This is a genomic window from Pseudomonas sichuanensis, assembly GCF_024749065.1.
In the GTDB taxonomy this organism is placed as follows: Bacteria; Pseudomonadota; Gammaproteobacteria; order Pseudomonadales; family Pseudomonadaceae; genus Aquipseudomonas; species Aquipseudomonas sichuanensis.
The window spans coordinates 2211890-2232358 of record NZ_CP087185.1 but is presented as its reverse complement, the minus strand read 5'-3'; the positions used below and the strand labels follow the sequence as shown (position 1 = coordinate 2232358).

The following is a 20469-nucleotide window of genomic DNA, read 5'->3' as shown; positions in this document are numbered from 1 at the left end:
ATGATCGACTTGAGACACCTTCGTACACTGCATGCCTTGCGCGAAACGGACAGCCTGCCCGACGCCGCCGAGCGCCTGCACCTCACGCAGTCGGCGCTGTCGCACCAGTTCCGCGAGCTGGAAAACCGCCTCGGCATGCCCGTGTTCGTGCGCAAGTCCAAGCCGGTGCGCTTTACCACCGCCGGCCTCAAGCTGCTGCAACTGGCCGACCAGGTACTGCCCCTGATCCGCACGACGGAACGCAACCTGGGCAAACTGGCTGGCGGCACAGCCGACCGGCTGCATATCGCGATCGAATGCCACAGCTGCTACCAATGGCTGATGCCCTCGCTGGACGAATTCCGCAGCGCCTGGCCAGACGTCGAACTGGACCTGGCATCGGGGTTGTCGTTCGCGCCGCTGCCGGCCCTGGAACGCGGGGACCTCGACCTCGTGGTGACCTCCGACCCCATCCCCCTGCCCGGCATTACCTACGTGCCGCTATTCGGCTACGAAGCCATGCTGGCCATCGACAAGCACCATGCCCTGCGTGAAAAGCCCTATGTGGAACCTGCCGATATCGCCAGCCAAACCCTGATCACCTACCCGATCGAGCGCAACCGCCTGGATATCTTCACCCGCTTCATCGAACCGGCCGAGATCGAGCCGGCACAGGTGCGCACCGCAGAAATGACGATCATGATGATGCAGTTGGTGGCCAGCGGCCGTGGGGTTTGCTGCCTGCCAAACTGGGCGGTGCATGAGTACAGCTTGCGCGGTTATGTGATTGCCAAGCGCCTGGGCGAGCAAGGCCTGCACGCCACGCTGTACGCAGCGGTTCGCAGCGACATGCTCGAAGTACCCTACATGAGTGATTTCCTGCTCACGGCAAAGGACATTTCCTTTGCCACGCTGGAGGGCGTCAATACGGTGTCGACGCCCGTGGCCTGAGCGTTACACCCCTTGCCGGCGCATGGTCAAAATCGCCGCGCCAAAACCAATGAAGGTGGTCCCCACCACTCGGCTCACCCAACGCGACAGCGCCGGCCGGGTCAGCACGCCCTTGGCCCGGGTGGCGAGCGCGGCATACAGGCTCAGCGACGCCAGCGACAACGCCATGAAGATGCTGGTGAGGATCAGGAACTGCGGCAGCAGCGCGGCGCCCTGGTCGATGAACTGCGGGAACAGCGCAGTGAAGAACATGGTCGCCTTGGGGTTGGTCACCGCCGTGAGGAATGCCGACTTGTAGAGTTTCCGCGGCGTGGGGCTGGCCTTCTTCGCGCCGTCCTCGAGGCCGTCCACCAGCATCGGGCTTTTCTTCAGCAACTGCTTGGCGCCCAGGTAGAACAGGTAGCCGGCACCGAGGATCTTCACCGCGTTGAACAGCCATTCGGAGCTGGCCAGCAATGCGCCGAGGCCCAGCATCGCCGCCGCCGACAGGCAGAACAGCCCACTGGCGTTGCCCAGCGACGACCACACCGCGCTGCGTTGCCCGTGAGCCAGGCTGTTATTGATCGCCATCAGCGTTGCGGGGCCAGGGCTGGCAATGGCGATCGCGGCGACCAGGGTGAAGGCAAGAATCGAGTGGGCATCCATTTTCAAGGACTCTGCGGAGGGTGGAGCCAGCAGCTTACAGAAGCTTGCTGATAAACGCTCGCCCCCGTACTAGAGCGGGCCAGTGCACCGTGCGCATGCGCTTGAGCACAGGCTTGCGGACGCGGATGCTCAGGGCAAGTGAGCGCAATGGCAGGCTACCGCGGCCCCACCCGCCGCACGAACTGCTGCTCGATGACCTTCGCGCCCCACTGATCACCGGGCGCCTCGTGGGTAAGCTCGAAGCCGAACGACTCATACAGGCGCCGCGCCGCGTCCAGCCCCTTGAATGTCCAGAGCTCGATGGCCGAGAACCCCTGCCGGTCGCAGAACGTCATGGCCTCGTGAAGCAAGCGGCGGCCCGCGCCAGCACCTCGGCAGCCGTCGTCCAGAATGAACCAGCGCAGATGGGCGGTGCTGTCTCCATGGCCCTGCCCATCAATGGCCACCGAGCCAACGATGCGCTCCCCTTGGCTGGCCACCCAGATAGCATTGCGCGGATCGTCCAGGCGCCCGATGAACTCGGCCACGCCAGTGGCGACCTTGCGCTCGAAGTACGACCCGAAGCCTGAGTGCCGGGCGTAGTACACCCCATGCATTTCGGCAATACGGCCGATCAGACCGGGGCGGTAACCGGAACTGATCTGGATCGCGCTGGCTGGCTTTGTCTCGGTGCCCAGGCGATGAGCCTGCAGCGCCTGGGCATAGGCTTGCAGCCCTTGCGCCACGCCCTGCTGTTGCGCGGTATCAAGTACGGCAAGCGCGCTGCTGACCTGGGCCTGGCCAAAGGCATGGATCGCCTCGACCGTGCGCTGGCCCTTGGCGGTCAGGGTGAGGCGTTTGGTACGGCCGTCTGCTTCGCCAGCGGCTTCTTCGACCTCGTCGGCATCGATCAACCTGGCGACCATGCGGCTGACGCTGGACTTCTCCAGGCCCAGCAGCTGCACCAACTGCGCCGCCGTCAACGCGCCACAGTTGCCCAGTTCCAGCAACGCATGCACCGCCGAGGGCGAATGGGCAGTGCCCGCCAGGGTGTTGCCCATGAAGCCCAGCTCGCGAACCATGGTGCGTGAAGCGCTACGGATCTGCTCCACCAGGGAAGGATCGATGTTCATCTGTCAGCCTCGCCAGTAATTAGTTGCAACATACAACCATATACCGAAAATGCTGTCCAGCTCGCCTGCGTCAGGCACAGGCCTGCTGGTTGCGCCCGGCGCCCTTGGCGCCATAAAGCGCCTGGTCAGCCCCGTCGATCAAGGCCTGGCCGCTGTGCAGTTGCGCCCCCGGCACCGAGGCAATGCCGACGCTCACGGTAACCTGCCCAAAGGGGCTGGTGCGATGCTCGATGCTTCGCTGGCTCAGCCGCTCGAGCACATGCCGTGCCACCGCCTCTGCCCCATCGCGCTCGGTGTTGGGCAGGATGACGCCAATTTCCTCACCGCCATAGCGCGCCACCAGGTCACCGGCGCGCCGGACACAGGCCTGCAGCACGTGGCTGACTTCGCGCAGGCAGGCGTCGCCGGCAACATGCCCGTAGGTGTCGTTGTACAGTTTGAAGTAATCGATATCGATCATCAGCAACGCCAGGCTCGTGCCCTGGCGCTGGGCGCGCTGCACTTCCAGCGCCAGGGTTTCATCGAAACAGCGGCGGTTGGCCAGGCCCGTCAGGGCATCGTTCATCGCCAGGCGTTCGAGCTGCTGGTTGGAGTCAAGCAACTGTTGCTGGGTGACCCGCAGTTCACCCTCCACGGCGGTCCTGCGGCGGATATCGCGGATCAGCATCCAGCCGATGACGCCCGTCAGGCCCAGCAGGCCGGCCACCACCAACAGCGACACCAGCGCTTCGAGCTTCCATGCCGCCAGCACTTCGTGCTTGCCCACCGCGACCGTGGTCACCAGCCCCAGCCGGTCGTTCTTGCGAAAGGCATACAACCGCTCGACGCCATCAAGGCTTGAGGTGAACGACGCAGTCCCCACGGATTGCTCCACCAGGTACTTGGCATAGATCGGCGACTTGGCGAAGTTGCGCCCCATGTCCTGCTCACGGAAGGGATAGCGCACCAGCATCGAGCCGTCGGTATAGGACAGGCCGATCGCGCCTTCCTGCCCGACATCGATCTGGCCGAACAGGCTCAGGAAGTTCTGCACCCCCAGCGTCACGGCCACCACCCCGGCAAACGCGCCATCGGCGTCATTGAAACGGCGGCTGATGGTGATCACCCACTCCTGGTTGGAGCGGCTGCGGATCGGCAGGCCGATGAAGGGCTCGCGCGAAGGATCGTCGCGGTGATGGATGAAATAGGCCCGGTCGCTGCTGTTGGCACCCGACGGGATCGGCCGGTTGGACGACATCAGCCAGCGGCCTTGGTTGTCGTAGATGGTGACGCCGCTGAGCTGCGGCATCAGCGGCTGCTGACGGCTCACCAGGGTTCTGAGCCGCTCGATCTGCGCCGGGCCGCTGCCTTCGGTCTCCAGACGCTCGACCAAACCAAGCAGCAGCAACGAGCTCTGGCGCACGATGCCTTCGGAATAGGTCGACAGGGCCTGGGTCAGGTTCAGCCCGTGGACGTTCACCTCCTCCAGCGCACGCTCCCGGGAAGCCATGACTTTCCACAGGGTCAGCGATGCCAGCGAACAACCAATAACCAGTAGCAAGAGCACAACGAGGTGGATGTCACGCTTCACGTCAGTACCTGATGGAGATTCCGAATTCTCAAGCTGGCTGCCATTACCTGCAGGCAACGGCACAAGGCGCATTCCTGGCCATGGGCAAGGATACAAGGAGTCGCGTAGCAGCGCAGTAACCACAACCGCTGCAAGGGGAAAACGTTTGCTATGCGCGACGCATTTTGCCGCGGTGTCGACGCTTGAAAAGCGACGACACGCGGCGTTGCGAACTCAGGTGTTCATTGCTGCCACACCTGCCCTGCCTCATTCACTACCCAGGGCGCCTGGCCAGCAGCGATCCGCACCCCGCCCACCCAACGCTCGGCCGGCTGTTGGTCAAGCCAGTTGGCCTGCCTGCCCAGCACCTGCTCACCCAGCGCCGTAAGGCGTAACTGACGTTGTTGCCAGCTGTCGCCCTCGCCTTCGAGCAGCAATGGCCGTGGGCTGTCGATCAACGGGCGCAGCAGCACGCCGAACATCATGTCGCCCAGGTATGGCAGTGGCTCCTCATTCGCCATCAGTTCGGCGAACACCCGCGCCGCCGGCTGCTCGCCCAGGCGCGCGAGGATGCGCAGGGTCAAGCGCTCGGTCAGGCTCAGGCCATCCTCGGCGCCGGGCAGTTCCTGCAGCTGGCGCGCCAGCGCACCCTGCAGCAGCGGCAGGGCCGAATGCGGGCGGCTGGCAAGCTGCGCCCAGGCGCGCGGGTCTGGTGCGGTGTAGGCGGCCCAGGCCTGCCGCGCCAGGGTCAAGGCGTCCTCGCCGAGGGCGCGGCGTTGTGGCCACAGCCAGGCCAGTACATCAGGGGCCAGTTGGCCGATACCGATAAAGCGCTGCACGCCGGGAACCTGGCGAGTTTCGATCAGTTCCAGGCGGCGCGGAAGGCACGGCAAGCTGGCCAGTACGCGAATCAGGAACAATTGGTCGTAGGCGTCCGCCTCGCACCAGAGGACCATTTCGCTGTCGCTGTTCAACTGCGCCAATGCTGCGCGCTGCCTGGCATGGCGCTGTTCGATATCCTGCGCCGGGAGCTTGAACGCCCGCAGTACATACTCGGTACGTACCTGCCAGTACGCAGCCTCCGGCAACGCCGGCACCGGCCCCATGACCATGGGGTCGTCGAACATGTGGAAGGCACCGGTAAACCCGGCGATGCGCAGGCTGTGCTCGATATCGTTGCCGCAGCGCCAATGCTGCACCTGCGCTTCGCCGTCGCTGGCAAAACCGGGGTGGCGGGCGGCGAAATCGACGGCATCGGCATGGGCCTTGAGCTTTGGCCAACTGGGGAAACCGGCTTCGCGGGCGACCAGCCACTGGGTGTCGGCCAGCCGATACTCGGGCCCGGGCAAGCCAAGGGCGCGCAGTTGGGCGCAGGTTTCGTCGTCCAGGGTTTTCAGCAGGCGCTTGGCGCGCTTGCGCAAGGCGGGCAGGTCAATCAGGCCGTGATGGCGGGATGCATGAATGGCGGGCATGCCAACTCCTTGTGGGGCTCGGTCCGCCGACAAGCCGGGAGCTGGAATGTAAAGAAATCGTGCTGTGCCTGGGCAACCCCTTCGCGCGGACCGCGGGCGCAGCGAACGCCTGGGGCGAGACTCTAGCGGCTGGCAGCGCTTGATGCAATCGATGTGCTCCGAAGCCGCTGGCCTGCGTCTATCAGGACTTCCCGCAAGCGCTGCCCTTTCGCCCCAGGTCCCCCGATGCAAGCACTTCTGCAAGAGATCCTCGACCACGTCCGCCCCCTGCTCGAACAAGGCCAGGTGGCTCAATACATCCCCGCCCTCGCCCAGGTCGAACCGCGCCAGCTGGGCATCGCCGTGCAGGGCCTGGACGGCCAGTTGCACTGCGCGGGTGACGCGCAAACGCCGTTCTCGATCCAGAGCATCTCCAAGGTGTTCAGCCTGGTCCAGGCGATCAACCACAGCGGCGAAGGCATCTGGTCGCGGCTGGGCTACGAGCCGTCGGGGCAGGCGTTCAACTCGCTGGTGCAGCTGGAGGTGGAAAAAGGCCGCCCGCGCAACCCGTTCATCAACGCCGGCGCCCTGGTGATCTGCGACATCAACCAGTCACGCTACGCCACCCCGACCCTGTCGATGCGCGACTTCGTCCGCCGCCTGGCGGCCAACCCGAAGATCGTCAGCGACAGCGTGGTGGCCGAGTCGGAATACCAGCACCGCGCGCGCAACGCGGCCATGGCCTACCTGATGCAGGCCTTCGGCAACTTCCACAACGATGTCGACGCGGTGCTGCGCAGTTACTTCCACCACTGCGCGCTGTCGATGAGCTGCGTCGACGTGGCGCGTGGGTTCGCCTTCCTGGCCAACAACGGCTATTGCCCCAACAGCGGCGAGCAGGTGCTGAGCGCGCGCCAGGCGCAGCAGGTGAACGCGATCATGGCCACCAGCGGGCTGTATGACGAGGCCGGCAATTTTGCCTACCGGGTGGGTTTGCCCGGCAAGAGCGGCGTGGGCGGCGGCATCGTCGCGGTGGTGCCGGGGCGCTACAGCATCTGCGTGTGGTCACCGGCGCTCAATGCCGCGGGCAATTCGCTGGCGGGGCTGCGGGCACTGGAGCTGTTGAGCGAGCGGATTACCGGGTCGGTATTTGCGGCGCTGTCGTAAGATCCGGCGCCGAAGCAAACACGCCCTCTTCCTCCAGTTTGCCAACCAACCATTGCGGCCATACGGTGTCGGTGGTCGCCCGCAGCTCCTCGGCCGACCACCAGCGATGGTCGGCAATCACCGCGCATTCGTTTGCAGTCCACTCGGCGTTGGACAGCGCGCGTTGCACCACCTGCACGATGAAATAGCGCTCCACCGACAGCACCTCTTCGCCGCTGGGCAGCACCAGCGGGAAGCGGCGCTCGGCGATGGACTCAGCCACCGCATCGATGACGATGCCGGTCTCTTCACGCAACTCGCGAATGGCCGCGGCCTCGAAGCTCTCGCCCGCCTCCAGCCCGCCGCCCGGCGTAGCCCAGTAATCGTCACCGGCCAACGCACCTTGCGTGTGCACGAACCTGAACAACAGCACCCGTCGCTGCGGGTTGATGACCAGCAGTCGTGCCGATTTGCGCTCGCGCATTTACGTGTCCTTACTCGCGTGGGTTAACAGGCCTGGCAATGGCGCCCGGGCCAAAAAGTGCGCCATCATACGCGAGCGCCCCAGCGCCGGTACCCCTGGCCTGCAACAAGGCCTCACTTGAAAGGAATGCCCATGCTCCGCCTGGATTGGCTCGAAAACCACATGCAGCACAGCGACACCCTGGCGCTATGGCTGCACCAGCAGTTCCACTACGAATTCGCCGACCTGCCCCTGCCCGACTGGCAAAAGGCATTCTCCGATGGCCAATACAATGGCCAGTGGCGCTGCCTGATCGCCCTCGACGGCGACCAGCTGCTGGGCAGCGCCGCGCTGGCCACTGACGACCTGCCCGAGCGCCCCGACCTCGGCCCTTGGCTGGCCTGCGTGTTCGTCACCCCGCAGGCGCGTGGCCAGGGCCTGGCCGAGCAACTGATCGACGGCATCTGCGAACAGGCGCGCACAACTGGCATCACGACCCTTTACCTGCATACCCACGATCAGCAGGCGTATTACCAAAAGCGCGGTTGGCGCCTGCTGGAGCGCTTCGAGGCCTGGGGCGAGGAACATTGGTTGATGTCACGCGAGCTTGGCTGAAACGCCAAGGCGCTGGCCCGCGTGATCCCACAGGGAATTTTTTGCCACATCAGGGGATCGGATGTCGCAGACACTTTTTTGCAGGTGCAGGTGTTGCGCTGATCCCCGCAAGGTCGGGGCGCAGCGGCTAATCTGAACATTCGATCATCAGGCGCGCGCACCTGAGGAGCCCGCCAGGCGCACGAGACTTCAGGACCATTACACATGCCCAACAGCCGACCAGAACCCCCGGCAGTCCCCACATTGGGCCGCGCGCTGCTGGACAGCGAGCTGCGCTTGCGCTTGCTGGCGACCGCGAGCAGCACCGCGATCTATCGCATGAGCCCTGACTGGCAGGCCATGCATCAACTCAGCGGCGAGGGGTTTCTGCAAGACGCCACACAACCCGACCCGCAGTGGATCGAAACCTACATACCTGCGCAAGACCGGCCCAAAGTGCTCGCCGCCATCGCCAAGGCGATAGCCGAGCGGGCCATCTTCGAACTGGAACACCGCGTATGGCTGCCAGACGGCCGCTTCGGCTGGACCTTGTCGCGGGCCGTGCCGATCTTCGACGACCACGGCGAGATCAGCGAATGGTTCGGCGCTGCGGTGGACGTGACCCAGCAGCACGAAATGATGGCCCGCCTGCGCGAGAGCGAATCGGCATTCAAGACCATCGCCGACACCGTGCCGCAGTTGGTCTGGGTGGCCGACCAGAACGGGCGCTTCGAATTCTTCAACCAGCGCTGGCACGACTATTTCGGCGAAACCGGCCAGCAAGAGGCTTTCCACTGGTATGCCGAAACCTGCGTGCACCCCGACGACATCGCCGCCGCCGAGCAAGGTTTTGCCCAGGCCCGCGCCAGCGGCCAGGTGTTCGAGAGCGAACACCGCCTGCGCCACCACGATGGCAGCTACCGCTGGTTCATGGTGCGCGCCCAGCCCTACCGCGACCCTGAGAGCGGCGCCCTGCTGCGCTGGTACGGCACCGCGGTGGACGTGCACGACCGCCATGACGCCGAGCAGCAACTGCGCACCTTCAACCAAGCACTGGAAGTCCAGGTGCAAACCGGCTCTCGCGACCTGCAGGCGGCCGAAGCGCAGATGCGCCAGATGCAGAAGCTCGAAGCCATCGGCCTGCTCACCGGCGGGGTGGCCCACGACTTCAACAACCTGCTGACGGTGATCCGCAACGCCGCAGAGCTGATGCGCCGCAAGCCGCTGCCCGCAGAGCGCCAGCAGCGTTACCTGGACGCCATCCTCGACACCACCGACCGTGCCGCCAAGCTCACCAGCCAACTGCTGGCCTTCGCCCGCCGCCAGGCACTGCGCCCGGAAGTGTTCGCGGTGCTGCATCAGGTCGAACAGATCGCCGAAATGCTGCGCAGCATCGTCGGCGCGCACATGCAGGTGCTGGTGCAGGGCCCCGCGCAGCCCTGCTACATCGAGGCGGACCTGAACCAATTCGAAACCGCCCTGGTCAACCTGGTGGTCAATGCCCGCGATGCCATGCAGGGGCAAGGCACCATCACCCTCACCCTCGAAGCCACCGATGACCAGGTCACCATCGCCGTGACCGACGACGGCCATGGCATCGCCGCCGCCGATCTGGAGCGGATCTTCGACCCGTTCTACACCACCAAGGAAGTCGGCAAGGGCACCGGGCTGGGGCTGTCCCAGGTGTACGGGTTCGTCCATCAATCCGGTGGTGCGATCAGCGTGCAGAGCACTCCCGGCCAGGGCACCACCTTCACCGTGTCGTTGCCCGCGGTGGCCGCCCCCGCCCCCGACCTGGCAGCGACGCCCGAGGCCACCCTGGCCAAGCCCAAGGGCCGCATCCTGGTGGTCGAGGACAACCTGCAGGTACGTGAATTCACCGCCAACCTGCTGGCCGACATGGGTTATGCCACCAGCCTGGCCCACGACAGCATCAGCGCCCTGGCGCTGCTGGAAGCCGGCCAGCCGCGCATCGACCTGGTGCTGTCGGATGTGGTCATGCCCGGGGTCAGCGGCATGGAACTGGCCCGCACCATCAAGCGCCGCTGGCCCGACATCGCGCTGGTGCTGACCAGCGGCTACAGCCAGGTGCTGGCCGACGATGCGCAGCCTGGCGTGGAGCTGTTGAACAAGCCGTACTCGGCCGAGCAGTTGTTGCGTGCGTTCGAGGCTGCGACCAAGCGGTCCTGAACGGGGGCTGCCTGCACCGGCCTCATCGCCGGCAAGCCGGCTCCCACAGGGTTCACGCCAGTCTCTGTGGGAGCCGGCTTGCCGGCGATGAGGCCCGCCACGCGCCATTGCCCTGGCGCACTAGCGCAATCCGCTGGAATGCTTGCCTGATCCTCTGAACCTGCAGGCCCATGGATGGGAAACCCGGCGCCCCAGGACTAAAGTTCGCTCAGGTTCGACAACTGTTGCCACCAGAGGCGGCGCCTCGCTGCGCCACCCTGCCCATAACGATCCGACATCAACCGATGATCAGCACGATGAGCCATGGAGCCCACCATCATGGAACTACGAATCAACCAGAAGACCTACCAGGTTGACGCCGAAGCCGACACCCCGCTGCTGTGGGTGATCCGTGACGATCTCGGCCTGACCGGCACTAAGTACGGCTGCGGCCTGGCCCAGTGCGGCGCCTGTTCGGTGCTGGTGGACGGCAATGTGGTGCGCGCCTGCGTGACGCCGGTGGCCGGGGTGGTGGGCCGCGAGGTGACCACCATCGAGGCGATCGAGGCCGACGCCATCGGCAAGCGGGTGGTCGCGGCCTGGGTCGAGCACCAGGTGGCGCAGTGCGGTTATTGCCAGTCCGGCCAGGTGATGGCGGCCACCGCGCTGCTCAAGCACACCGCCAAACCCAGCGATGCGCAAATCGACGCGGCGATGGTCAACCTGTGCCGCTGCGGCACCTACAACGCCATCCATGCTGCCGTGCATGCGCTGGCCCAAGGGGAGAACGCCTGATGAGCATGCGCATCGACACCCCCGAAGACTTGCTCAAGCTGCCCGTGGGCGAAACCGTCAATCTGTCGCGCCGCCGCTTCCTCGCCGGCACAGCCGTGGGTGCCCTGGTGCTCGGCTTCGGCCTGCCACTGGGCGCGCCACGGGTACAGGCTGCGGCGGCAACTACCGAGCGCGGCACCCAGGTGCCGGCGTTCCTGGAAATCCGCCCGGACGGCAGCATTCGCCTGCTCAGCCCGTTCATGGAAGGCGGCCAGGGCACCTTCACCGCCATGGCGCAGATCGTCGGCGAAGAACTGGACGCCGACCCCGCCAGCTTCGTGGTCGACAGCGCCCCGCCCGGCGAGGCCTATGTGGTGATGGAAAACGGCATGCGCATTACCGGCGGCAGCATGTCGGTGCGCATGAGCTACCCGACCATGCGCCGCCTCGGGGCGCTGGCCCGGGCCATGCTGCTGCAAGCCGCCGCCGAGCAGTGGGGTGTGCCGGTGAGCGAACTCGGCACCGAGCCGGGCAAGGTGATCCATGCCGCCTCGGGCCGGTCGCTGGGCTACGGCGAACTGGCCAGCCGCGCCATGGACCTGCCGGTGCCGGACCCGGCCAGCATCACCCTGCGCGACCCCAGCCAGTTCCGCTGGATCGGCAAGCCGGTGCGGCGCCTGGATGCCTACGACAAGTCCACCGGCAAGGCCGTCTACAGCATCGACGTCAAGCTCGATGGCATGCTCCACGCCGCCGTGCAACATGCGCCGCGCCTGGGCATGACGGTGGCCAGCCTGCGCAACGAAGACCAGGTCAAGGCCATGAAGGGCGTGCACTCGGTGCATCAGTTGCCCGGTGCGGTGGCGGTGGTCGCCGAACGCTGGTGGCATGCCAAACGGGCGGTCGAAGCCTTGCAGGTGGACTGGCAGACGCCTGGCGCCGACAGCAAGGTGCGGCCGATGCCGGCGGACTTTTCCAGCGCCGCCTGGCTTGAACACCTGGCCAGCCAGCCCGGCACGCCCCGCGACGACGAAAACGAAGGCGATGTGGCCGCCGCCCTGGCCAGCGCCAAGACCACGGTCGAGGCCAGTTACCACAACCAGTACCTCAACCACGCCCAGCTCGAGCCACCGTCCGCCACCGCGCGGTTCAACCCCGACGGCACCCTGGAGGTGTGGCTGCCCAACCAGGCGCCGGACATGTTCCGCGACGATATCGCCAAACGTACCGGCCTCGACGCTGCGCAGATCACCCTGCACTCGCCGTTGCTGGGCGGTTTCTTCGGCCGGCACTTCCTCTACGACTCGGCCAACCCCTACCCCCAGGCCATTGCCCTGGCCAAGGCGGTCGGGCGCCCGGTGAAGCTGATCTGGACCCGTGAGGAAGAATTCCTGCGCGACGTGCTGCGCCCGGTGGCTGCGGTCAAGTTCCGCGCCGGGCTGGACGCCGAAGGCTTGCCGGTAGCCATCGAGGCCGTCAGCGCCACCGAAGGCCCCACCGAAGCCCTGGCCGGCCAGCAGGGCGAAAAACTCGACCCCACCGCCCTCGAAGGGTTGTCGGGCAAGGCCTACGCCATCGCCAACAAGCGCATTGCGCAGGTGTATGTGAAAGGCCCGGCCATGCTCGGTTACTGGCGCTCGGTGGGCAATTCGTTGAACGACTTCTTCTATGAAGCCTTCCTCGACGAACTGGCCGACAAGGGCGGCCACGACCCGTTCGAACTGCGCCTGCACCTGCTGCGCGACAACCCGCGCCTGACCCATCTGCTGCAAGCGGTGGGCGAACTGTCCGGCGGTTGGAAGCGCGGGCCGTTCACCGCCGAAGACGGCACCAAGCGCGCCCGGGGCGTGGCCATGGCCTCGCCGTTCGGCTCGGAGGCAGCGGTGATCGCCGAGGTGTCGATCGACGGCGGCCAGGTGAAGGTGCATGACATCTGGCAGGCCATCGACCCGGGCAGCATCGTCAACCCGGCGATCATCGAGGCCCAGGTCAATGGCGCGGTAGCCCTGGGGCTGTCGCAGGCGCTGGTGGAGGAAGCGGTGTGGCTCGACGGCATGCCGAGGGCGCGCAACTACGACCTGTACCCGATCCTGCCGCCTTCGCGCATGGCCCGGGTGCATGTGCGCATCGTCGAGAGCGGCGCGAAGATGGGCGGCATAGGCGAACCGCCACTGCCGGCGGTAGCGCCTGCGGTGGCCAACGCGGTGGCGCGGTTGACTGGCCAGCGCATCCGCAGCCTGCCCCTTAGCCGCTACAGCTTCAGCTGACCCGACAGGAACGCCCATGAACAACCGTCGCTTCGCAACAACTGCGGGCTGGCTGGCCCTGCCGTGCCTGGTCGCGGCAGGCCTGCTGGCCTGGTACGTCACCCGCGAGCCTGCCTCGCCCTTCACAACCGATACGCCAGTGGACGCGGCGCTGGTCAGCCGTGGCGAGTACGTCGCCCGGCTCAGCGATTGCGTGGCCTGCCACAGCCTGCCCGGCCAGGCGCCGTTCGCCGGCGGGCTGGAGATGGCAACGCCCTTGGGGGCGATCCATGCCACCAACATCACCCCCGATCGCCAGCACGGCATCGGCGGCTACAGCCTGGCCGACTTCGACCGCGCCGTGCGCCACGGCGTCGCACCGGGCGGGCGCCGGCTGTACCCGGCCATGCCCTACCCGTCCTACGCCAAACTCAGTGACGACGACGTACGCGCGCTGTATGCCTTCTTCATGCAGGGCGTGCAGCCGGCCAACCAGGCCAACATCCCCAGCAGCATCCCCTGGCCGCTCAACCTGCGTTGGCCGATCGCCCTGTGGAACGGCCTGTTCGCGCCGAACACGCCCTATGCACAGAAACCCGGGCAGGATGCGCTGTGGAACCGTGGCGCCTATATCGTCCAGGGCCCCGGCCACTGCGGCAGTTGCCACACCCCGCGCGGCCTGGCGTTCAACGAGAAGGCGCTGGACGAGGCCGGTGTGCCCTTCCTCGCCGGCGCCCTGCTCGACGGCTGGTACGCGCCGAGCCTGCGCCAGGACCCCAACACCGGGCTGGGCCGCTGGAGCGAGGCGCAGATCGTGCAGTTCCTCAAGACCGGGCGCAACCAGCACGCCGTGGTGTACGGCTCGATGACCGAGGCATTCAACAACTCCACGCAGTTCATGGCCGACGATGACCTGGCCGCCATCGCCCGCTACCTGAAATCGTTGCCGGGCGACCCGCAGCGCGACGGCGCGCCCTGGCAGTACCAGGCCGTGTCCGCCGCCAGCCGCCTGGAGGCGCCCGGCGCGCACACCTACGTGACCCGCTGCGCCAGCTGCCATGGCCTGGATGGCCAGGGCCAGGCCGAGTGGATGCCGCCGCTGGCGGGCGCCACCTCGATGCTGGCCAGCGAAAACGCCTCGGCGATCAACATCACCCTCAACGGCTCGCAGCGCATCGTCGCCGCCGGGGTGCCGGATGCCTACCGCATGCCGGCGTTTCGTGAGCAGCTCAATGACCGGGAGATTGCCGAGGTGCTGAGTTTTGCCCGCGCGACCTGGGGCAACCAGGGCGGCGCCGTGGACGCCAAGGCGGTCGGCAAGCTGCGTGAACATACCGACCCGGCCAGCAGCAGCCCGATCATTTTGCATATGCGTTAAGCCAACGCTGTCCTGTAGGAGCGGCCTTGTGTCGCGAAAGGGGCGCGAAGCGGCCCCAGATTTCTGCGCCGAGATGAAGATTGCCGGGGGCTGCTTCGCAGCCCTTTCGCGACACAAGGCCGCTCCTACAGATAGCCCTGCAACACGTCAGCACGATTCAGAGGACACCATGGAAAGCATCGATCTGCTGGTCCTGCGCACCGCCCACGACTGGCTCAAGGCCAATCACCGCGTGCTGCTCGCCACTGTGGCCCGTACCTGGGGCTCGTCGCCGCGCCCGGTGGGCTCGATGATGGCCTTGCGCGATGATGGCCGGGTGGTTGGCAGCGTCTCCGGCGGCTGCATCGAAGACGACCTGATCCAGCGCTACACCAGCGCCCACGGTGGCCCCGGGCTGCCTGTCGGCGCCCCCGAGGTGGTCCGCTATGGCATCAGCGCCGACGAGGCGCACCGCTTCGGCCTGCCGTGCGGCGGCACGCTGGAACTGATCCTCGAGTTCAACCCCGAGCCCCAGCTGTTGCAGCGCTTGCTCGAGCAGCTCGACAGCGGCCAGCTGGTATGCCGCGACCTTGCCCTGCAAGACGGCAGCGTCACCCTCCAGGCCAGCGCCACCCCGGCACAGTTCAGCTTCGACGGCCAGCACATGCGCAACACCCTCGGCCCCGGCTACCGCATGCTGTTGATCGGCGCCGGCGCGCTGGCCGAATACCTGGCGACCATGGCCCTGTTCAACGGCTTTCGCGTGGCGGTGTGCGACCCGCGCCCGGAGTACCTGGCCAGCTGGGCACTGGCCGGCGTCGAGCACCTCGCGGGCATGCCGGACGACGTGGTGCGCGCCTTCCGGGCCGACCTGCGCAGCTGCGTCATCGCCGTCAGCCACGACCCCAGGCTCGACGACCTGGCCCTGCTCGAAGCCCTGCACAGCCCGGCGTTCTACGTCGGCGCCATCGGTTCGCGGCGCAACAGCCAGCTGCGACGCGAACGGCTGATCGAGCATTTTGGCGAGACCGAGCAATCGCTTGAGCGCCTGCACGGGCCGATCGGCGTCCATATCGGCAGCAAGACCCCGGCGGAGATCGCGGTCAGCGTGATGGCCGAGGTGCTGGCGGCGAAGAATGCGGTGCCGGTCCCCACGGTATCCCAGGGCAAGTCGCAGCAGCGAACCGCCGCTCACACGCTGGCCTGAGACCACAGCGACACCAGGTCGCTCACACACTGGCCAACCTGTGACTATGCTTGAACCTCGCATGCCACTCACCGGTATCGATCACAAGGAAGACAGGCCAATGAATCCAACCCGTTCCCTCGCCCGCGCCATTGCGCTCGCCTCGTTAGTGTCCGCCGCCAGCTTCACCGCCCACGCCGCCCAACTGCCGATCGCCAGCGAAGCACTGGAAAGCCATGTCAGCACGCAAGTTACCGCCATCGACCAGGCCAACCGCCAGGTCACCGTCAAGGGCCCCCATGACAAGGACGTGACCTTCCAGCTCACGGAACAAGCCAAGGCCCTGCCCAACCTCAAGGTTGGCGACAATGTCGACATCTACGTGACCCGTGCCGTCGCCTACGTGCTGAACACCAACGTCGGCGGCGCACCTAAAGCCTCGGAAGAGGCCGGCACCATCCGTGCCACCAAGGACAACTCCAACCCCGGTGGCGAAGCCTTCCGTCAGGTGAAGGTCACCTCGCAGATCAAGAAGATCGACCTCAAGACCCACGAAGTCAGCCTGCTGCCGCCGGAAGGCAAGCTGCAGGTGGTCAAGGTCGAAGACCCCGAGCTGCAAAAGCGCATGAAGAACCTCAAGGTCGACCAGACCGTGGACGCCATCTACACCGAAGTGCTGCGCATAGAAACTTCGCGTTGATCCGGTAAAACCTTTTGCCCGGCCTGCGCATCGAACATCAGGTGACCCTTCACTTTGCCAGGAGGTACCCATGACGATGCGCACGGCTTTGCTGCTGTCCTGCCTGACCCTCGCAGTGGCCGGTTGCTCCAGCTCAGCGCAGCAGCTGCCGCCCCCCACCACCCAGCAAGTCGACCTGCAACGCTACCAGGGCACCTGGTACGAGCTGGCACGGCTGCCGATGTTCTTCCAGCGCAATTGCGTGCAGTCCGAAGCGCGCTATAGGGTGCGCGCGGATGGCAGAATCGACGTCGACAATCGCTGCAAGGAACAGGACGGCCAGTGGAACACCGCCCACGGCATCGCCCAGGCGCAAGTGCCCGGGCGCACCGACAAGCTGTGGGTGCGCTTCGACAACTGGTTCAGCCGCCTTGCGCCCGACCTGACCAAGGGCGAGTACTGGGTGCTGTACCACGACCCGGACTACCGCGTGGCGTTGGTCGGCCACCCCAACCGCGAGTACCTGTGGCTGCTGTCGCGCAGCCCGACGGTCAGCAGCCAGACCCGCGAGCAGTTGCTGCAACGGGTACGCGAGCAGGGCTATCCCACCGAGAAGCTGATCTGGCGCCAGGCGGACACGCCGTAACACCCATCGACGCCCGCCGCCGCCCCCTGTAAGGTGAGCCTCCCCGGCTCACCCAAAGGATTGCGTGCAATGATCACCTGCCACCTCAAGTACATCATCGACCCGTATCAGATCCCTGCTTTCGAGGCTTACGGCAAGCTGTGGATTGGCCTGGTCAACCGCATGGGCGGCACTCACCACGGCTACTTCCTGCCCAGCGAAGGCGCCAACAACGTCGCCTACGCCCTGTTCAGCTTCCCCAGCCTGGCCGCCTACGAGCAGTACCGCACGGCGTCGGAAACCGACCCCGAGTGCATCGCCGCCTTTGCCCTGGCCACCGAGCAGCGCTTCATCCTCAGCTACGAACGCAGCTTCCTGCGGCCCGTGCACGGCTGAGCCTTGGCAAATACCCTTTCCAAAGCAAGGAACGCAACGTGAAGAATCTCGCAAGAACACTGGGTATGGCTGGCCTTGGGCTGTTGCTTAGCTGCACGCCGGGCCAACGCTTGCCGTTCGATGTGCCATACGGTCACTACGAGAACTTTCTGCGTGAATACGTGGGCGACCGCGGTCAACTGACCTGCCAGGTGAGCATCGAGGAAAACCACACCGGCGACAAATGGGTGCCCTCGGTGATCCTCGCCGCCGCCCAGGACGAGCGCGAGGACTACACCCTGTTCCTGTCCAGTTCACCGCAGAGCAACGGCAGCGATCAGCGCACGTTCCACCTGCGCACCTTCGTCAACGCCACTGCCGTCATCAGCGATCACTTCCTCAACGCGCCCAATCGCAACGACCAGTACGGCCTGCGCCTGGCCTGGCATGCCGACGGCTCGATCAGCTACCAGGTCGACAACGGCGATGGCTGGACGCCCAAGGCCACGGTGCAGAGCCCTGGGTTCAAGGTGCGCCATGTGAGCGCCCACGCCAGTGGTGTCAAAGGCGTCGCGCACTGCGTGGTCAGTGACAGCGATGTGTAAAGAGGGCTGCCCGGTCAGGCGTCGGGCTGCTGCCCTGCCCGCAGTGCCGCGATGAATACGTCCAGCGGTACACGCACAGCAGGCCGGTCCTTTTCGTCATGGCGCTCGATCAGCACCTGCTCGTCTTCGAACGTCACCCGATAATCATCGCTGCTGTAGGGGGCCACCAGCCTGTTGTTACGGGTAGCCAGGGCCTCAACCAGGATGTGTTGGCGCTCGGTGGCAGTGAATGCTTCGCCGATCCAGCGCAGCAGACCGGCGTCATGGGATTGGGGATTGGCGGCGTGGCGGGGCATGGCAGGCTCCTTCTGTCATCAAAAAGGCAAAAGGGCCTGCACGGCCCTTTTCCCTGGCCTCGGGATCAGTAGGCAGGATAGGCCGTTTTGATCACCTTGCCACCCGTTCGGATATCTTCTGATCGCGGCGCTTCAGGCAGCCTGGTGCAGCCGCGTGATCACTGGTTGCTGGCGCTGCCGCGCCTGCCAGATGTCGTAGTCGACCTGGATGGTCAGCCACAGCCGCGCGGTGCTGATGCCGGCCATCTCCAGGCGCACGGCAAGGTCAGGAGAGACGGCCGCCCGGCCATGCAGTACACGGGACAGCGCTTCGCGGGAGAAGCCCAGGTGCGCAGCGAAGGCCTTCACCGTCAGGCCCAGCGCGGGTAACACGTCCTCGCGCAGGGTTTCACCGGGGTGAGGCGGGTTGAACATAGCCATGGAAAGCCTCCTGATCAGTGATAGTCGAGGTAATCGACCAATTCGACATCAAAACCCGCAAAACGAAACACCACCCGCCAGTTGCCTGACACGCTGACTGACCAGAAGCCGGCCAACTCACCCTTGAGTGGGTGCAACTGCCAGCCCGGCACACTCATGTCGTCGGCGACGAGAGCGCTGTCGAGAAACTGCAGTTGGCGCTTCAAGCGCTGGGCGTGGGCAGCCTGGATGCCGCGGGTGTTGCCCGTTTCGTGGAAAAGCCGCAGTCCTTTGTGGCGAAAGCTGATGATCATGGGGCGCGCCGTATCCATTCAGTGCGAGAGGCGCGAGTGTGACCCCATGAGTCACAGGCAGCAAAGTATCATGTGTGACTCGATGCGTCACATATATTCCTGCTACCCGGCATCAGCCTGGAACGCCACCCCCAACCCCACCTTGACCTTGTCCAGCACGATCAGCGTGCGGTAGGTCTGGATATCGTCGTTGTCGGCAAAGTGTTGCCTGACCAGCTTTTCGAAATGCGCGACGTTGCGCGCCAGCATGACGATGATGAACGACACCCCGCCACTGACGAAGTAGCACTGCTGTACCTCCGGTACTCCAGCGAAGTAGCGCTTGGCACGATCCATCACCAGCGAGCGGTCGTCGCACAGGCGCGACTCGACGATGGCGGTAAGCTCCTGGCCCAGTGCTTCCGGGGCGATGACGGCGGTATTGGCAAGAATCACCCCACTGGCTTCGAGCTGGGTGATGCGCCGTTGCACGGCGGGGGTCGACAAGCCGATGGCCTCGGCGATCACCCGCTGCGAGGTCTTGTTGTCCTGTTGCAGCATGCGCAGGATCGCCTGGTCAAAGCTGTCGAGCGGGCGCTTGGGCAAATCATTCATGTTCAGGGTCCGAAAAAAGCAATTCACTCATCCTGCGGCGCGTTATACAGCCAACGCTTCGGGGCCGGCGCAGTAGAATCCTGCCACGAATCTGCGTGGAGGTCGTTGTGCGCCAAGCCAACCCGGGGGCATTCACCCCCATCCTTGCCGCCCTGCTGGGGCTGGTGTCAGTGCAATCGGGCGCCGCCGTCGGCAAGGCCATCTTCCCACTGGTGGGGCCGGAAGGCGTGGCTGCGCTGCGCCTGGGCCTCTCGGCGCTGATTCTACTGGTAGTGCTGCGCCCGTGGCGTATCTGGCGCCAGGCCAACCTGCGCGACCTGGTCGGCTACGGGCTGATGATGGGCTTGATGAACCTGCTGATCTACCGGGCGTTCCTGTACATCCCGGTGGGTATCGCGGTTTCGATCGAAGTGATCGGCCCACTGGGCGTTGCATTGTTGAGCTCGCGGCGGCGCATCGACCTGTTGTGGATCACCTTGTCGGCGTTCGGCCTGGTGCTGTTGCCCTGGGGGGCCGGTGCAGACGGGCTGGACCTGCGCGGCGTGGCCTTTGCCCTGGCCGCCGCGCTGGCCTGGGGGCTGTACGTGACCTTGGGCACGCGAGTGGCAGTGCATGGCCGCCAGGCGGTGGCCAGCGGCATGCTGGTGGCGGCGATGCTCGGCGTACCGCTGGGCGCGTTGCAGGCCGGTAGCCAGCTGCTGCAACCCACGGTGCTGGCCGTGGGGCTGGCAGTGGCATTGCTGTCCAGCACGCTACCCTTCCTGCTGGACATGTTCGCCATGCGCCACCTGCCGCCGAGCGTGTTCGGCGTACTGCTCAGCGCCTCGCCGGCCGCCGGGGCGATTGCCGGCTGGCTGGTGCTGGGAGAGACGTTGAGCTTGCTGCAGTGTGTGGGGATTTTGGCGATTGCGGTGGCTTGTGCGGGGGCTGCTTTGGTGAGGCGGGCAAGGTAGCGGGGGC

At 65.8% G+C, this 20469-nt stretch carries 22 protein-coding genes; 13 read left to right on the top strand and 9 right to left on the bottom strand.

Annotated elements, in window-relative coordinates; genetic code table 11:
• The gene (locus LOY51_RS10390) at positions 1 to 930 is read left to right on the top strand and encodes a LysR family transcriptional regulator (protein ID WP_125858194.1); all 930 of its coding nucleotides are present in this window, start codon (positions 1 to 3) and stop codon (positions 928 to 930) included.
• 3 nt (positions 931 to 933) lie between these two features.
• Here the strand turns inward: LOY51_RS10390 and LOY51_RS10385 are convergent, their stop codons facing one another.
• The 4 genes from LOY51_RS10385 to LOY51_RS10370 all read right to left on the bottom strand — a co-directional run bounded on the left by LOY51_RS10385 (position 934) and on the right by LOY51_RS10370 (position 5708).
• A complete protein-coding gene (locus tag LOY51_RS10385) occupies positions 934 to 1575 on the bottom strand; it encodes a LysE family translocator (RefSeq protein WP_125858193.1) in 642 nt (213 codons plus the stop codon).
• 155 nt (positions 1576 to 1730) lie between these two features.
• Positions 1731 to 2687, bottom strand: a complete 957-nt coding sequence (locus tag LOY51_RS10380) for a bifunctional helix-turn-helix transcriptional regulator/GNAT family N-acetyltransferase (RefSeq protein ID WP_125858192.1) — start codon at positions 2685 to 2687, stop codon at positions 1731 to 1733.
• 70 nt (positions 2688 to 2757) lie between these two features.
• Positions 2758 to 4257, bottom strand: coding sequence for a sensor domain-containing diguanylate cyclase (locus LOY51_RS10375; protein WP_125858191.1), 1500 nt, complete (start codon positions 4255 to 4257; stop codon positions 2758 to 2760).
• Positions 4258 to 4478: 221 nt separating this feature from the next.
• Positions 4479 to 5708 (bottom strand): DUF1835 domain-containing protein, encoded by a 1230-nt coding sequence (locus tag LOY51_RS10370; RefSeq protein WP_258646080.1) that lies wholly within the window; start codon positions 5706 to 5708, stop codon positions 4479 to 4481.
• 225 nt (positions 5709 to 5933) lie between these two features.
• Between LOY51_RS10370 and glsB the strand changes: the two genes are divergently transcribed.
• Positions 5934 to 6854, top strand: a complete 921-nt coding sequence (gene glsB, locus LOY51_RS10365) for a glutaminase B (RefSeq protein WP_125463559.1) — start codon at positions 5934 to 5936, stop codon at positions 6852 to 6854.
• On the opposite strand, the gene LOY51_RS10360 is transcribed toward glsB, so the two are convergent.
• Positions 6823 to 7317, bottom strand: a complete 495-nt coding sequence (locus LOY51_RS10360; RefSeq protein WP_125858189.1) for an NUDIX hydrolase — start codon at positions 7315 to 7317, stop codon at positions 6823 to 6825. The two genes, glsB and LOY51_RS10360, sit on opposite strands and share 32 nt — an antisense overlap.
• 132 nt (positions 7318 to 7449) lie before the next feature.
• Here LOY51_RS10360 and LOY51_RS10355 point away from each other — a divergent pair, with 132 nt between their 5' ends.
• The 10 genes from LOY51_RS10355 (at position 7450) to LOY51_RS10310 (ending at position 17906) form a co-directional block, all read left to right on the top strand.
• Positions 7450 to 7911, top strand: coding sequence for a GNAT family N-acetyltransferase (locus tag LOY51_RS10355; RefSeq protein WP_125858188.1), 462 nt, complete (start codon positions 7450 to 7452; stop codon positions 7909 to 7911).
• 204 nt (positions 7912 to 8115) lie between these two features.
• Complete coding sequence (locus LOY51_RS10350) at positions 8116 to 10080, top strand: hybrid sensor histidine kinase/response regulator (protein ID WP_125858187.1); 1965 nt, start codon at positions 8116 to 8118, stop codon at positions 10078 to 10080.
• A gap of 318 nt (positions 10081 to 10398) precedes the next feature.
• Entirely contained in the window at positions 10399 to 10854 is a 456-nt protein-coding gene (locus tag LOY51_RS10345; RefSeq protein WP_110993707.1) for a (2Fe-2S)-binding protein, read from the top strand.
• Complete coding sequence (locus LOY51_RS10340) at positions 10854 to 13100, top strand: xanthine dehydrogenase family protein molybdopterin-binding subunit (RefSeq protein WP_258646076.1); 2247 nt, start codon at positions 10854 to 10856, stop codon at positions 13098 to 13100. The genes LOY51_RS10345 and LOY51_RS10340 overlap by 1 nt, the downstream gene beginning before the upstream one ends.
• Positions 13101 to 13116: 16 nt before the next feature.
• Positions 13117 to 14457: a c-type cytochrome gene (locus LOY51_RS10335; RefSeq protein ID WP_258646075.1), complete on the top strand. Its 1341-nt coding sequence runs from the start codon at positions 13117 to 13119 to the stop codon at positions 14455 to 14457.
• 169 nt (positions 14458 to 14626) lie between these two features.
• The gene (locus LOY51_RS10330; protein ID WP_258646073.1) at positions 14627 to 15643 is read left to right on the top strand and encodes an XdhC family protein; all 1017 of its coding nucleotides are present in this window, start codon (positions 14627 to 14629) and stop codon (positions 15641 to 15643) included.
• Positions 15644 to 15743: 100 nt separating this feature from the next.
• On the top strand, positions 15744 to 16322 hold the full coding sequence (locus tag LOY51_RS10325) for a hypothetical protein (RefSeq protein ID WP_258646071.1): 579 nt from the start codon (positions 15744 to 15746) through the stop codon (positions 16320 to 16322).
• 70 nt (positions 16323 to 16392) lie between these two features.
• Positions 16393 to 16947 carry a lipocalin family protein gene (locus tag LOY51_RS10320; protein WP_258646070.1) on the top strand — a complete coding sequence of 185 codons (555 nt, stop codon included), beginning with the start codon at positions 16393 to 16395 and terminating at the stop codon, positions 16945 to 16947.
• A gap of 69 nt (positions 16948 to 17016) precedes the next feature.
• On the top strand, positions 17017 to 17322 hold the full coding sequence (locus LOY51_RS10315; RefSeq protein WP_125463550.1) for an NIPSNAP family protein: 306 nt from the start codon (positions 17017 to 17019) through the stop codon (positions 17320 to 17322).
• Between the two features lie 38 nt (positions 17323 to 17360).
• Positions 17361 to 17906, top strand: a complete 546-nt coding sequence (locus tag LOY51_RS10310) for a hypothetical protein (protein WP_258646067.1) — start codon at positions 17361 to 17363, stop codon at positions 17904 to 17906.
• Positions 17907 to 17920: 14 nt separating this feature from the next.
• Here LOY51_RS10310 and LOY51_RS10305 read toward each other — a convergent pair whose 3' ends face one another.
• The 4 genes from LOY51_RS10305 to LOY51_RS10290 all read right to left on the bottom strand — a co-directional run bounded on the left by LOY51_RS10305 (position 17921) and on the right by LOY51_RS10290 (position 19509).
• On the bottom strand, positions 17921 to 18202 hold the full coding sequence (locus LOY51_RS10305) for a hypothetical protein (RefSeq protein ID WP_258646065.1): 282 nt from the start codon (positions 18200 to 18202) through the stop codon (positions 17921 to 17923).
• A gap of 132 nt (positions 18203 to 18334) precedes the next feature.
• Positions 18335 to 18622 carry a HigA family addiction module antitoxin gene (locus LOY51_RS10300; RefSeq protein WP_125463548.1) on the bottom strand — a complete coding sequence of 96 codons (288 nt, stop codon included), beginning with the start codon at positions 18620 to 18622 and terminating at the stop codon, positions 18335 to 18337.
• A 14-nt stretch (positions 18623 to 18636) separates the two neighbouring features.
• Complete coding sequence (locus LOY51_RS10295) at positions 18637 to 18915, bottom strand: type II toxin-antitoxin system RelE/ParE family toxin (RefSeq protein ID WP_125463547.1); 279 nt, start codon at positions 18913 to 18915, stop codon at positions 18637 to 18639.
• Between the two features lie 102 nt (positions 18916 to 19017).
• A complete protein-coding gene (locus LOY51_RS10290; protein ID WP_228711101.1) occupies positions 19018 to 19509 on the bottom strand; it encodes an Lrp/AsnC family transcriptional regulator in 492 nt (163 codons plus the stop codon).
• 107 nt (positions 19510 to 19616) lie between these two features.
• On the opposite strand from LOY51_RS10290, the gene LOY51_RS10285 reads away from it, so the two are divergent.
• Positions 19617 to 20462 carry an EamA family transporter gene (locus LOY51_RS10285; RefSeq protein WP_258646062.1) on the top strand — a complete coding sequence of 282 codons (846 nt, stop codon included), beginning with the start codon at positions 19617 to 19619 and terminating at the stop codon, positions 20460 to 20462.
• The last annotated feature ends 7 nt before the right edge of the window (positions 20463 to 20469 follow it).

Coding starts and splice junctions, on each gene's coding strand:
- LOY51_RS10390 (WP_125858194.1), top strand. CDS start 1: ATGATCGACTTGAGACACCTTCGTACACTGCATGCCTTGCGCGAAACG.
- LOY51_RS10385 (WP_125858193.1), bottom strand. CDS start 1,575: ATGGATGCCCACTCGATTCTTGCCTTCACCCTGGTCGCCGCGATCGCC.
- LOY51_RS10380 (WP_125858192.1), bottom strand. CDS start 2,687: ATGAACATCGATCCTTCCCTGGTGGAGCAGATCCGTAGCGCTTCACGC.
- LOY51_RS10370 (WP_258646080.1), bottom strand. CDS start 5,708: ATGCCCGCCATTCATGCATCCCGCCATCACGGCCTGATTGACCTGCCC.
- glsB (WP_125463559.1), top strand. CDS start 5,934: ATGCAAGCACTTCTGCAAGAGATCCTCGACCACGTCCGCCCCCTGCTC.
- LOY51_RS10360 (WP_125858189.1), bottom strand. CDS start 7,317: ATGCGCGAGCGCAAATCGGCACGACTGCTGGTCATCAACCCGCAGCGA.
- LOY51_RS10355 (WP_125858188.1), top strand. CDS start 7,450: ATGCTCCGCCTGGATTGGCTCGAAAACCACATGCAGCACAGCGACACC.
- LOY51_RS10350 (WP_125858187.1), top strand. CDS start 8,116: ATGCCCAACAGCCGACCAGAACCCCCGGCAGTCCCCACATTGGGCCGC.
- LOY51_RS10345 (WP_110993707.1), top strand. CDS start 10,399: ATGGAACTACGAATCAACCAGAAGACCTACCAGGTTGACGCCGAAGCC.
- LOY51_RS10340 (WP_258646076.1), top strand. CDS start 10,854: ATGAGCATGCGCATCGACACCCCCGAAGACTTGCTCAAGCTGCCCGTG.
- LOY51_RS10335 (WP_258646075.1), top strand. CDS start 13,117: ATGAACAACCGTCGCTTCGCAACAACTGCGGGCTGGCTGGCCCTGCCG.
- LOY51_RS10330 (WP_258646073.1), top strand. CDS start 14,627: ATGGAAAGCATCGATCTGCTGGTCCTGCGCACCGCCCACGACTGGCTC.
- LOY51_RS10325 (WP_258646071.1), top strand. CDS start 15,744: ATGAATCCAACCCGTTCCCTCGCCCGCGCCATTGCGCTCGCCTCGTTA.
- LOY51_RS10320 (WP_258646070.1), top strand. CDS start 16,393: ATGACGATGCGCACGGCTTTGCTGCTGTCCTGCCTGACCCTCGCAGTG.
- LOY51_RS10315 (WP_125463550.1), top strand. CDS start 17,017: ATGATCACCTGCCACCTCAAGTACATCATCGACCCGTATCAGATCCCT.
- LOY51_RS10305 (WP_258646065.1), bottom strand. CDS start 18,202: ATGCCCCGCCACGCCGCCAATCCCCAATCCCATGACGCCGGTCTGCTG.
- LOY51_RS10300 (WP_125463548.1), bottom strand. CDS start 18,622: ATGGCTATGTTCAACCCGCCTCACCCCGGTGAAACCCTGCGCGAGGAC.
- LOY51_RS10295 (WP_125463547.1), bottom strand. CDS start 18,915: ATGATCATCAGCTTTCGCCACAAAGGACTGCGGCTTTTCCACGAAACG.
- LOY51_RS10290 (WP_228711101.1), bottom strand. CDS start 19,509: ATGAATGATTTGCCCAAGCGCCCGCTCGACAGCTTTGACCAGGCGATC.